Genomic DNA, 10,811 nt, shown 5'->3' with positions numbered 1-10,811 from the left:
TCCAGTGACCAATTAAGTCAATAGTCACAACTTGTAGTTAAGGCGCCATGCTGCGCAAGATCAATGCCGACAGATGGACGGTTGTCTCATCGGCCCGATCAAGGCTGTACTGCAACAACACCGGGTTGATATAAGGCCACATCACCAGATAAATGGCATTGCTCACCTCATCCAGCGGTGTCTTGCGCTCGAACTCGCCAGCCTCCCGACCTTCCCGGACAATCTGCTCGATCAGTTGCCGCAGCCGCATTTCATGCACACGCGCCGAAGGCCACTGATCCCTGGCCGAGACAGCAGCAATGTCAAAGAGCTTGCGGTCATGAAAAAACAGACTGCTGCCCGCCTCTACCAAGGCCTTGAGCACTCTGCGCAGCTTTTCCGAAGCGGTGGGCGCATCCACTACGGCGGCATCGACGATTACCATGATGGCGGCCAGTCGATTGGTACAAATCACCTCACCAATAGCCTGCTTGGAATCGAAGAACTTGTAGATATAGGCCTTGGAAAAGCCGATGGCACGGGCCAGGTCGGACACCGTGGTTTTCTCGTAACCATAATGACCGAAGTGCTGGGTGGCGGCTTCGACGATCTGGTCGCGAACGCTATGATCCGAAGGACCGCGTGAGGGGGATGCATTCATGTTTTCAGTCATTTTCCCGGCCTGGCCTGCGTGACGCTGATTGACAACAAGTGACTATATTGCAATTTGGTCATTACTTTCTACCTTCTGGCCCTCTCGCAAATGAATTCGTTCCTACCTGCTTGCTATCCATTCATGAAAACAGCTCATGACTCCATCCCGTATTGCGAGCTTAATGAATCCCTGACCATCTTCTATGATGCCTGTTCAACTCTGTTCCTGCTCTCAAGGACTCCGGATGAATGAGTCTGCACCCCACGTGATCGGCCTCATATTGGCTGCCGGACGCAGCCGACGTTTTGCGGACGACAAGCGCCGGGCGCTTCTGCCCGACGGGCGCAGCATGCTGCAAGCCAGTATCGACACTGCCAGACAGTCTTTCAGTGAGGCCTGGGTGGTGTTGCGCAGCGATGACGATGCCCAGGCGCTGGGGATTGTGCCCGATGTTGGCATCGTGCGCAGCGAACAGGCCGATCTGGGCATGGGACACAGCCTGGCCAGCGGTATCGAAGCACTGATGCCCTCACCCGCCATCGCAGTCGCCATCCTGCTTGCCGACATGCCCTGGCTGCAAACGGCGACCCTGCGCAACCTTGTGCAACTGGCCGATCCACAACGTATCGCCCAGCCGGTATACGCCGGACAGCGCGGGCACCCGGTCATTATCGGCCGCCATTTCTGGCCAGAACTTCTTTTGCTCAAAGGCGATCAGGGCGCAAAGACATTGCTGGCAGCCAATGCCTCGGTATGCGACCTCATGGCAACGGATGATCCCGGCACTGTGCGCGATGTCGATACGCCGGAACAACTTCATTTGGACTGAAATCTGGGAAATACAGACCATGAAACACTTAGCCGCTGCGACCTTTCTCGCGTGTTCAATGGCAGAAGCCAGTCAAGACACACCCAAGCCGGACCCCAAGCCTTCACCGGATGTTCTGGCAGTCGCGCCACAGTTATATAGCTACACGACAGACGTACTGTTTGCCGAAGTCTGGAAACGCAAAGACCTTGAACCCCGCGACCGCAGCCTGATCACCCTTGCCTCTCTGCTGGCCGGCGGTCAAACGGCGCAGATGACCGGTCATATCAATCTGGGCCTGGACAATGGCCTGAAACCCGGCGAAATCAGCGCCTTGATCACTCATCTCGCGTTCTACAGCGGCTGGCCAAATGCAATGTCGGCAGCGGCTGTAGCGAAAACGGTCTTTACCGAAAGAGGGATCACGAGCGAGCAGTTACAGCCCTCGAAGGAGCGACTGACGCTGAACGAGGAAAGCGAGAAAAAACGTCGGGAGAGCGTCGATAACGCCGTTGGCTCTGTCGCACCGGATCTTGCCCGCTACACCAATGACGTTCTGTTTGGCGATCTATGGCGAACTACCGATCTCAGCCCAAGGGATCGCAGCCTGATCACCGTCGCAGCGCTTATTACCCAGAATCAATCGGCGCAGCTGCCGTTTCATCTGAACCGCGCCATGGACAACGGCCTGACTCAGGCCCAGGCTTCGGAAGTGATCACCCACCTGGCGTTCTATGCCGGCTGGCCGAAAGCGATGTCTGCCGTGCCGGTGCTCAAGCAAGTGCTGGATTCGCGCAAGAGCTGAAATCCGCTCAAACCAGAACCCTGCAGAGTCGCCGTGGTGATTCTGCAGGGTTCGTCAAAGCCTCAACAGTCATTTATCCAGGGCAGCCGCCTGAGCGTATTCCTGCTCACTGACCTGCTGCATCCAGTCCACAACCTTGCCATCCAGAGACTCGGCAATGGCGATGTGGGTCATGCCGGTTTTCGCAGTCGCGCCATGCCAATGCCTGGTATGAGGCGGAATCCATACCGTATCGCCAGGCCGGATGGTCCTGATCGGTTGCCCTTGCTGCTGAACCAGGCCGGTACCGGCGGTGACGATCAGGGTCTGACCCAGTGGATGGGTATGCCAGGCCGTGCGAGCGCCCGGCTCGAAGGTGACCGTTGCGCCACTGACACGTGCATCACCGGTGCCCTTGAAAGGAGCATCCACGCGCACCTGGCCGGTGAAGTAATCCGCTGGACCCTTGGCCGAAGGCTGAGAGCCGTTTTGAGTGACAGTCACAACCGGACTCGTCTCGCTATGGGCCTCGGCTGCCAGAAGAGAAAGGGAAAGTGCTGTTGCTGCGAGCGTCTTCAAAGACAGTACTCCATCTATATGGATGAGCGCTCCGCGGGGGCATGAAGGACGTCATCAGAGAGCTGCCTGGCTCATGCCCACTCTGTAAGCGGCTGCGTCGGGTTTGCCGAATCCCTTTACGGTGACACGACATGCCCCAATCTATCAGCCTGAAGAACCAGTGATTAGTCAGCTGAATCCGCTAACCGCCATGAGCCAGCTTCATCAATCACGGCATCAGGCTGCGCTGGAACGCTTGACCGTCACGATCAGGATGCCGCCGATGATCGCCATGATCCCGGCAATCAAGGTCATCGTCAGTTGCTCACCCATGAAGATCACCGACATCAACAGCCCCACGACCGGTACACCAAGCATTGCCGTCGACATGCTGGTGCTGGAAAGCCACATGCTGGCGGCATTGACCGCGCAAAAGCAGAACGCTGTTGCCAGAGGCCCCATGAAAATCAGGATCTCCCACAAGGTTCTCGAGCCATCGCCCGTGAAAGGCCCTTCGGTGAAGTAAGCCAGTGCGATCAGGGGAATGGTGGCCACCAGCATCTGCCAAGGGGCCAGTTGGTAAGCACTAGCGGTGTTCTTTGAGTAGCGCAGATGCAGGATGCACATTGCCCAGCAGAACGAAGCCGCCAGCAGCATCAGATTGGCTTTCACCAATGCGCCGTTGCCCCAGTCCAGCGTCAGGGGATTGAACAACACACAGACACCGACGCCACCCAGCAATGTGCCGATCAGTTGCCGCGTGGACAGCTTTTCGCGCAGGAACATGACCGCTATCGGCGTCACCCACAACGGCGTGGTGTAGGCCAGAACCGCAGAGCGCCCGGCCGGTACCTGAGTCATGGCAATGGCGCCCAGCACGGTGAAGGTCAGCATTTGCAGCAGGCCGACACTCAGGATCAGCGGCAGATCCTGGCGGGTGGGCAGCCGCAGCTTGCCGGTCACCAGTTGCAATGCCAGCAGACAGGCTGCGCCGCTCGCAAAGCGCAGGGTCGAAAACCAGACCGGTGTGATGTGCTCAAGGCCAGCCTTCATGACCGGCCAGTTGGCGCCCCAGATCAGGATTGCCATGACCAGCAGAAGTACACCCTTGGCCTTGGGAGAGGACACCAGACTTTGCGATTGAGCCGAGTCAGTCACCATGGCGTTGTGCTTGCTTGCGTCTGGCATGTTTTCCCTCTTCTGTAAGCGTGTTCAGAGGGAAAAATTTTAACTGGCGTCTCGGGAGAAAGTTTCTCCCTTCTTGGCTATAAATCCATCAGATCAAAGATGTAATCTCTGCAAAATTAAGATTTTGAAGAGGTTTATTCTTTTGAAAAAACTGGATCGAACCGATATCAGCATTCTGAACACCCTGCAGCAGGATGCCGGGATCACCAATGCGGACCTGGGGCGTTCGGTAAACCTGTCACCTACGCCCTGCTTCAACCGGGTCAAGGCCATGGAAGAAGCAGGCCTGATCAAAGGCCAGGTGACGCTACTGGATCCCCAGGTATTGGGTCTGCATCTCAATGTCTTCATCCATGTCAGCCTGGAAAAACAGGTCGAAAATGCCTTGCGATTGTTCGAGCAGGCTGTAGCCGACCGCCCGGAAGTGATGGAGTGCTACCTGATGACCGGAGATGCCGATTATCTGCTGCGCATTCTGGTGGCCAACATTCAGGACCTGGAACGCTTCATCCTGGATCACCTGTCGAAGATTCCGGGGGTCGCGAATATCCGTTCCAGCTTCGCCCTCAAGCAGGTGCTTTACAAAACGGCGTTGCCACTGCCACCCAACGGGCTGACCCTGGCCGAACCTAGATAACCTGCGTCATCAGTCAGCGCGTCACGGCGAAGAAAACAGCCCTAAACTTCGGGCCAGACAGGCCGAAACAAGAAAGACAGGCGCTTTCAGACGCCGCAAAGGGTAAAAAAACGCCTTTGTGCGCCCGGTCAATCGCCGATCAGACGGCAATACTGGATACATTCAGTAATATTTAGCGTGCTATCGATAGCAGGAAAACGCGCTGATCGTTACATGAACGGCGCGCAAAAAGCAGTTTCTGGATGACATCAGGCACGACAGAGTAGGCAGGATAAGGCTCTAGAACGTGATGGCACCTCGCGCCAGAGGTTCACATTATGCGAAAATGCCGCGTCATCGCCGACTTGGAGCGCCAGCCAGAACATGGCAGCATGCGCGCCCTCGCCGAATCTGACGATGATGAGCTTATGACACGCAGGTCACCGTAGCATGTCGCAGCAGCCTTGATGACGGGCAAGACACCACAGACGTGTCTATGAATACCGGCTCCGTGTCGGAACTCCGTGAGGAAGCTGATGGGCATGGTTTGCGCGTGCAGGGAGGATGTCTTCGCTGCGCATGGAGCCATACCAACAGAACTATGTGTCACTCAAGCCGCTGAAGCCAATGATGATAAGAAGTCAGCGCAGGAGGACATAGAAAGTGAGGTCTAAGCGTTATTGTATTGGCCTTGTATGTCCATCTCTAGTCCTTGTGGGTGCGAGAGTTTGTCGCATGCGGCTAAGCATGCAACACGCCACAGCGCCCATGAGCTGAAGTAGAGAGCGGATGGCGTTTATCATATGGATCACAGTATGTTGAAGAAAATGAACACGGCTCTGCTGGGGCTGGCTATGTCGATGGGTCTCATGCCCTTGCATGCGGCTGAAGCAAAAAAAGTAGACGTTTTGCTCATCGGGGGAGGAATCATGAGTTCGACCCTGGGTATCTGGCTCAATGAGCTGGAGCCAGGCTGGTCGATCGAAATGGTTGAACGTCTTGATGGTGTCGCCCAGGAAAGCTCGAACGGCTGGAACAACGCCGGTACGGGTCACTCTGCCTTGGCCGAGCTGAACTACACGCCAGAAAAAGACGGCAAGATCGACGTCTCCAAGGCCATCGAAATCAACGAATCCTTCCAGATCTCCCGCCAGTTCTGGGCGTGGCAGGTCAAGAACGGTGTGTTGAAAAACCCGCGTTCGTTCATCAACTACACCCCGCACATGAGCTTCCTGTGGGGCGACAAGAACATTTCGTTCCTGAAACGCCGCTATGAAGCCCTGAAGGTCAACCCTCTCTTCAGTGCCATGCAGTACTCCGAAGATCAGGAGCAGATCAAGAAGTGGGTTCCGCTGATGATGGAAGGGCGTGACCCAAACCAGAAAATCGCGGCGACCTGGACTCCGATCGGTACCGACGTGAACTTCGGCGAAATCACTCGCCAGTTCGTGGGCCATCTGAAAAACCAGCCTAACTTCAATCTGCAACTGTCGAGCGAAGTCGAAGACATCAAGCGTAACGCTGATGGCTCGTGGCGCGTGTCCTACAAGAACCTGAAAGACGGTAAAGAAACCGAAACCGACGCCAAGTTCGTATTCATCGGCGCGGGCGGCGGTGCACTGCACCTGCTGCAGAAGTCCGGTATTCCTGAAGCCAAGGAATACGGTGCCTTCCCTGTCGGCGGTTCGTTCCTCGTGACCGAAAACCCGGCGATCGCTGATCTGCACATGGCCAAGGCCTATGGTCAGGCTTCGGTTGGCGCACCTCCGATGTCGGTCCCTCACCTGGACACCCGCGTACTGGATGGCAAGCGCGTTATCCTGTTTGGCCCATTCGCGACCTTCTCCACGAAGTTCCTGAAAGAAGGCTCTTACCTGGACCTGCTGACCAGCACTACTTTGCACAACGTATGGCCAATGACCCGCGTCGGCATCAAGGAATACCCACTGGTTGAGTACCTTGCCGGCCAGTTGATGCAGTCCGATGACGATCGCTTCGCGGCCCTGAAAGAATACTTCCCTAACGCCAAGAAAGAAGACTGGCGTCTGTGGCAGGCAGGTCAGCGCGTTCAGATCATCAAGCGTGATGAAGAGAAAGGCGGCGTCCTGAAACTGGGTACCGAGATTGTCAGCTCCAAGGACAACAGCATTGCCGGCCTGCTGGGCGCATCGCCAGGTGCATCGACCGCAGCTCCGATCATGCTGGGCGTTCTCGAGAAGATCTTCAAAGACAAGGTTGCAACCCCTGCCTGGCAGGAAAAACTGCACCAGATCATCCCAAGCTACGGCACCAAGCTGAACGATCATCCTGATCAGGTTGCCAAGGAATGGGCTTACACCAGCGAAGTCCTGCAACTGCCAGCTCCTCCAGCTGTTGGCGCTGCAGCACCAGCGGCGGCTCCGGCAGCAACACCTGCCAAGCCACGCGAAAGCAACGCCGCGACTGATATGGCGCTGTAATACAAAAGCCCCATCAAACCTGGTTTGATGGGGCTTTTTCTTGAAGCCGCTCTACCGCACTCCCCCTCTACTGTCCTGACACCTACTTCGCGAACAACTGACTCATATCCTTGAACGCCTTGAACTCAAGTGCGTTGCCGCAAGGGTCCAGCAGAAACATGGTCGCCTGCTCACCCACCTGCCCCTTGAAGCGGATATAAGGCTCGATCACAAACCGTGTCTCGAATGACCTCAAACGCTCGGCAAGTGCCTCCCACTGCCCCCACTGCAACACGATGCCAAAGTGCGGAACAGGAACATCATGGCCATCCACCGGATTGCTATGCGCACTTTCCTGCACTGCGTTCTTCGGCGCTTCGTGAATCACCAGTTGATGGCCATAGAAGTTGAAATCGACCCAATGATCGCTGGAACGCCCTTCTTCCAGACCAAATACCTGACCATAGAAAGAACGCGCAGCCGCAAGATCGTAGACCGGGATCGCAAGGTGAAAGGGTGAAAGGCTCATCAGGAACTCCAGGCTTTTTGGTTTTATCAACCGCAAGGGCTTGCCCGCGGCTGTTCAAGTACTGGAGAAATCATAGAAGCAGCGACTAACCAATAAAATCAATATATATTTCTCAGATTAACAAAAGAGATTTATCAATGATTCGCGAGCTGAAGACCCTTGTCGCGGTCGCACAGGAAGGCACTTTCGCTGCCGCCGGAAACCGCATCGGCCTCACCCAGGCAGCCGTCAGCGCCCAGATGCAGCGCCTGGAAACCGAACTGGGCTTCCCGTTATTCGACCGCAAGGGCCGCACGGCTCACCTGAACCGCATGGGACATCAGACTCTCCTGCAAGCCCAGGAACTGATCCGCCTGTACAACAACCTGGGCTCGACAGCCTCCGGGCAACCCGAAAGCATCCTGCTCAACATCGGTGCAATAGCCTCGGTCCAGCGCTCGCTGTTACCCGACGCACTGGCAGCCTTTCACCGCCAATGGCCACAGTGCCGCACCCGTGTGATACCCGGCGTTTCCATGCAACTGCTTAACCTGGTGGATGCCGGCGAGATCGACATGGCCGCCATCATCCGCCCACCCTTCGCCCTGCAAAGCGATCTGCGCTGGACAGCCCTGGCCAGCGAACCCTATCGCCTGATTGTCCCGAGCCACCTGCCAGGCGATGACTGGACAGAACTGCTCTCCACGCAACCCCTGATCCGCTACGACCGCACCTCGTTCGGCGGCCGGCAAGTTGATCGCTTCCTGCGCCAGATGCACTTCACCCTGCGCGAAACCTGCGAGCTGGACGAACTGGAAGCCATCATCAAACTGGTCGCCAATGGCGTAGGCGTGGCACTGGTTCCACAGACCGCCGATCACAGGCAATGGCCTGCCGAAGTCCGGGCACTGGAACTGGGCGCTCACACATTTCATCGGGATGTAGGGCTTGTGCATCGCACCAAGGAGAATCTGAGCGAGCCCGTGAGGCTATTGATCGAGTTGGTGGAGGGACTGGTGCAGAGAACGTGACGGGGAAAGAGTTGCAGATGTTGTAAAGGGAGCCCAGGAAATAACCACCAAAGCCCCCAACCTGCCTGACACTCACGCCGCCATCGAAGCTGCTCGTGCCGGGCAGTGGTTGCCGATGAAGTGCGCCTGCTGGCACAGAATACCGGCAAGTCGACCAAGGAAATTGCAGGAGCGCTCTGCTCAAGACCAGCGGCAACCTGAACAACCTCGCAGCAGGCTTGCAACGGGAAGCGGCCAGGTTTCAGGTCTGAGTTCTGAAGGCTCAGACTTCTAACGAGTGCAGGAGTCTGGTTCTGTATCCGCACATAACAAGCTCAGACTCTGACAAAACTCCGAGAACGAGAAGCCGAGAGCCGAAGAGGCAGTAAGCCTCCTCGGCGACTCAGTATCAGGTAAACAGGTCGACACCCAGCTGGAAAGCGACCCAGAGCGCCAGGCATGTTGCGAAGAACAATGCGATATTTTCAAACAGGTTATTGCGATATTTCTTGTCCAGCAGCGACTTCTGGTTGGACATGATCAACAGGCCCAGCGAAATGACCGGCAAACCAATGATGTTCAGCGCACTGACCCCAATGGTCAAGGTCACGAAATCCGGCATGCCAGGCAGCGACCAGATCAATGGCGTTACCAGAATGAACAGCATGAACCACTTATGCATGGGGTCATGGTGAAACTCTTTACCGTACCTCTCGCGACGAGCAGGACTGACATGCTGGAACGCATCGGTAATCAACATCGGGAATGCAGTGGTTTTTCCTGAAATACTGGCGAACAGAGTCGCGAATACGCCTATAAAGAACACATACCAACCAGCGGGGCCAAAGAACATTTCCAGCGCCTTGCCCAAGTCACCCAGGGTCTTCACCTCGATACCGTTTGGCCGCAGAATTTCCGCTCCGACAATCCAGATGGCCAGGTTAATGACGATCCCGACGAACACGGCAAACAATAAATCGTTACGCTGAACACGCTTGTGCTGCGGCCCTACCCAGCCCTTCTGGCGCATGACATAGGGATGCACGAAGTTTGCAATGGAACCCGCAACCGCGCCGATCACCGATACCGCAACCAACAGCGCGCCATGCACACCTTCATCCGGCGGGATACTGAAACCAATGGTTCCTTTGACGATACCCACAACATCCGGGCCGGACATGACAGCCAAGGCGATAAAGGCCAGGGTCATGACAGCCAGTAACAACTTCATCACGCCTTCGATCATTGAATAGATGTTGCGACCGACCAGCATCCATACAGCCAGCACCACCGCTACCGAACAGAGCAATGGGTGGTCGATCTTGAACAGCATCGCCAGCGACTCACCTGCCCCTTTGATCATGTAGGCATTCATCAAATGCCCCATCAGCAAGGCATAAACAAGCATGAACCAGGCAAAAAAGGGATTCAGTTGCGCATAACCCTGAAGGATTGTCATGCCTTGGTTGTTGCACAACTGGAAGCGAGCAATGATGTTTACGATCAGGTATCTCAGCAGCAGAGAAACCGCCAACACCCACATCATCGCGTAACCGTAATTCGCTCCTGCGACGGACGACGTAATCAGATCACCTGCACCTAGCCAGGACAGTACGGCAATGATGCCTGGCCCCAGCAGTTTCAGCATTCGTGTAAATCGATTTTGTGCGCGCCCGGATGCCTGACCTTCAACGGAAGGAATGCTTGCCATAGAGGATGTCTCCATTATTGTTTTTGTTAGATCCGTCGCAGTCGAACACAGCTCATTAGACGTCGTACAACAATTCTGAAGAAAATGTGTTTTTAGATATTTCAACCCCAGGTTGTCAGTTAGAGTTGATGAAGGTTTCTCAGTGCTTATGGCACGTGAAACCATGCGGGTCGTGTGCATGCATTACTGGAAGAGCTGCAACAAAACGCGACTGGGGTGATCCTCGACCAGAAGGGTGACTACACCCCAAACAATACAGAAAAGGCCGAGGCATCATTTGAAGCGATGGCTTAAAAGCAAACGCCAATACCCTAAAGGGCTTGCCTTTGTGAGGGGGGCTGACTGCGTAAAGCAACTGAAGATGGATACGATTCTCATGATGCACGCCTCTAAATCGATTGATTAGAGACGGCGCCGGATCGTCAAAACAGGGTATCCGCTCCACAAACCCCACCTACCGCAAGATAGGCAGTTCGTTTACCGTTGCATTTCCGGTGAGCAGTTCCACGGCAACAGCGCTTCGTAATCTTCTACCGATTGAGCATGTGGCAACCGC

General features: G+C 55.6%; 10 protein-coding genes and 1 pseudogene. 6 read left to right on the top strand and 5 right to left on the bottom strand.

All coding sequences use genetic code 11. The annotated features are described in order from the left end of the window. Positions 1 to 37 precede the first annotated feature (37 nt). The gene (locus tag K5D32_RS15065; RefSeq protein ID WP_221592812.1) at positions 38 to 652 is read right to left on the bottom strand and encodes a TetR/AcrR family transcriptional regulator; all 615 of its coding nucleotides are present in this window, start codon (positions 650 to 652) and stop codon (positions 38 to 40) included. Positions 653 to 878: 226 nt separating this feature from the next. Between K5D32_RS15065 and K5D32_RS15060 the strand changes: the two genes are divergently transcribed. Together K5D32_RS15060 and K5D32_RS15055 are read left to right on the top strand one after the other, a co-directional pair. Further along, positions 879 to 1,463: a nucleotidyltransferase family protein gene (locus K5D32_RS15060; protein WP_221592811.1), complete on the top strand. Its 585-nt coding sequence runs from the start codon at positions 879 to 881 to the stop codon at positions 1,461 to 1,463. A 19-nt stretch (positions 1,464 to 1,482) separates the two neighbouring features. After that, positions 1,483 to 2,247 carry a carboxymuconolactone decarboxylase family protein gene (locus tag K5D32_RS15055; protein ID WP_221577820.1) on the top strand — a complete coding sequence of 255 codons (765 nt, stop codon included), beginning with the start codon at positions 1,483 to 1,485 and terminating at the stop codon, positions 2,245 to 2,247. Positions 2,248 to 2,316: 69 nt separating this feature from the next. Here the strand turns inward: K5D32_RS15055 and K5D32_RS15050 are convergent, their stop codons facing one another. Together K5D32_RS15050 and K5D32_RS15045 are read right to left on the bottom strand one after the other, a co-directional pair. Continuing rightward, positions 2,317 to 2,766 carry a cupin domain-containing protein gene (locus K5D32_RS15050; RefSeq protein WP_260407402.1) on the bottom strand — a complete coding sequence of 150 codons (450 nt, stop codon included), beginning with the start codon at positions 2,764 to 2,766 and terminating at the stop codon, positions 2,317 to 2,319. A 255-nt stretch (positions 2,767 to 3,021) separates the two neighbouring features. After that, positions 3,022 to 3,972, bottom strand: coding sequence for a DMT family transporter (locus K5D32_RS15045; protein ID WP_221600802.1), 951 nt, complete (start codon positions 3,970 to 3,972; stop codon positions 3,022 to 3,024). A gap of 142 nt (positions 3,973 to 4,114) precedes the next feature. On the opposite strand from K5D32_RS15045, the gene K5D32_RS15040 reads away from it, so the two are divergent. Both K5D32_RS15040 and mqo read left to right on the top strand, forming a co-directional pair. Next, on the top strand, positions 4,115 to 4,609 hold the full coding sequence (locus K5D32_RS15040) for an Lrp/AsnC family transcriptional regulator (RefSeq protein ID WP_200992997.1): 495 nt from the start codon (positions 4,115 to 4,117) through the stop codon (positions 4,607 to 4,609). Positions 4,610 to 5,403: 794 nt separating this feature from the next. Next, on the top strand, positions 5,404 to 7,047 hold the full coding sequence (gene mqo / locus K5D32_RS15035) for a malate dehydrogenase (quinone) (RefSeq protein ID WP_221592809.1): 1,644 nt from the start codon (positions 5,404 to 5,406) through the stop codon (positions 7,045 to 7,047). An 82-nt stretch (positions 7,048 to 7,129) separates the two neighbouring features. Here mqo and K5D32_RS15030 read toward each other — a convergent pair whose 3' ends face one another. Then, on the bottom strand, positions 7,130 to 7,555 hold the full coding sequence (locus K5D32_RS15030; RefSeq protein ID WP_221592808.1) for a VOC family protein: 426 nt from the start codon (positions 7,553 to 7,555) through the stop codon (positions 7,130 to 7,132). A gap of 137 nt (positions 7,556 to 7,692) precedes the next feature. Between K5D32_RS15030 and K5D32_RS15025 the strand changes: the two genes are divergently transcribed. Next, positions 7,693 to 8,565, top strand: coding sequence for a LysR family transcriptional regulator (locus tag K5D32_RS15025; protein ID WP_221600800.1), 873 nt, complete (start codon positions 7,693 to 7,695; stop codon positions 8,563 to 8,565). A 4-nt stretch (positions 8,566 to 8,569) separates the two neighbouring features. Continuing rightward, positions 8,570 to 8,742: pseudogene (locus K5D32_RS26290) on the top strand (chemotaxis protein); the annotation flags it as partial. A gap of 211 nt (positions 8,743 to 8,953) precedes the next feature. Here K5D32_RS26290 and K5D32_RS15020 read toward each other — a convergent pair. Further along, positions 8,954 to 10,255: an Nramp family divalent metal transporter gene (locus tag K5D32_RS15020; protein WP_221600886.1), complete on the bottom strand. Its 1,302-nt coding sequence runs from the start codon at positions 10,253 to 10,255 to the stop codon at positions 8,954 to 8,956. Between the last annotated feature and the right edge of the window lie 556 nt (positions 10,256 to 10,811).

Source organism: Pseudomonas cichorii (assembly GCF_019719005.1).
Lineage (GTDB): Bacteria > Pseudomonadota > Gammaproteobacteria > Pseudomonadales > Pseudomonadaceae > Aquipseudomonas > Aquipseudomonas cichorii_E.
Note: the sequence above shows the minus strand (reverse complement) of the source record. Positions and strands in the feature narration are given on the sequence as shown.